Annotated in this window: 2 protein-coding genes; both read right to left on the bottom strand. The window is 33.7% G+C overall.

The genetic code is table 11. From position 1 onward, the window contains the following. The coding region (locus GOU96_RS17625) for a hypothetical protein (RefSeq protein ID WP_324702078.1) at positions 1 to 651 on the bottom strand (651 nt) is incomplete at its 3' end. Continuing rightward, positions 652 to 1,188 (bottom strand): hypothetical protein (locus tag GOU96_RS17630; protein WP_324702079.1); only part of this gene is annotated, 537 nt, incomplete at its 5' end.

Consider the following 1,188-nt stretch of genomic DNA (forward strand, 5'->3'; position numbering starts at 1 on the left):
TCTTACTTGACTGTCAGCGTTAGCTATAAATTCGTCTACGTTAGCTACTTCTAGTGATGGATGCTTACACATTGCATTTAGATCGGTATCAGTTGCTTCTTGATAAAATTGACTAAGCTCAAACACCATTCGAGCATTGTGAAAGCTCTTAAATTTAACATTATTATCTATAATAACAGATACTAGTTTTGTATCTAATGTAAAAATATCTTCAGTTGCTTTTACAAACGTATTTCCTGTTTGCATCTTGATAATTGGTATTTCATTTAAAGATAGGGCTTGTCTGCTGGAAAACTTCTGTACGTACACAGTTGTTTTACCATTTTCCACTAAACCAGTGAAGATTGCTTTAATCGGTTTTTCTTTAAATTTAGATAACTGTAATGCATGAAACGAGCTTGCATTAGCATTAATTGCATCAACCATCACTTTTGCTTCTGCAACATTCTCTAATACAAGGACTTCGTTAGAGTCAGGTTTCCAATCACCATTGAATTGAATTTCAGTATCAATTCCAGTCATGAACTCCTTGTATTGCTTATTGAATAATTTGCTTAGCTCATCCTGTAGAACACCTTGAACTCTTATTCTGTTTACTTCAACGGCACCATTATCATCTTTTATAAGTGCAAAAAAATTTTGATTTGACAATTAATTTCCCTCTATATCAAGGACAATGTATTCAGTCAGTTGAACAACAACTAGAGAATCACTAGTTCTGCGCAGTTCTTTTTTAGTAATAAGCACGTATGTAACACCTTCAGGTGTTCCTACTTTATAAAAGTGCCATCTCATAATCCCTAGTAATGGATTGAAATGGTAACTGTATCCTGTGCTAGTTATTAAAGCGAATATTACTAGAATTGGTGCCCATACTACCCAATTTAATGTTTTAAAACTTGCTGTAAATAGAGGTAGTATATATAACAAAAGAAACGACATGTTCTCTCTATCTGCAGCTTCAATTGATGAAACCTTAAAAGAAAATGATTCTAAATTATTTTTCGCGTATCTTAATACCAATAGGCAGACACCAACTAAAACTAGCGAAGATGCTATTGAAATCACTGCAAATAGTTTTTCATTAGCAAACCATGCAATCCAAGCATAGCTAAACCCGACTGGTGCTATTGCAGTGCATGTAAGCAATAATTTTGCTATCCAGCTAAGCATATGTTTGACTACCAA

It is taken from the genome of Vibrio sp. R-1 (assembly GCF_035615595.1).
Taxonomy (GTDB): Bacteria; Pseudomonadota; Gammaproteobacteria; order Enterobacterales; family Vibrionaceae; genus Vibrio; species Vibrio cholerae.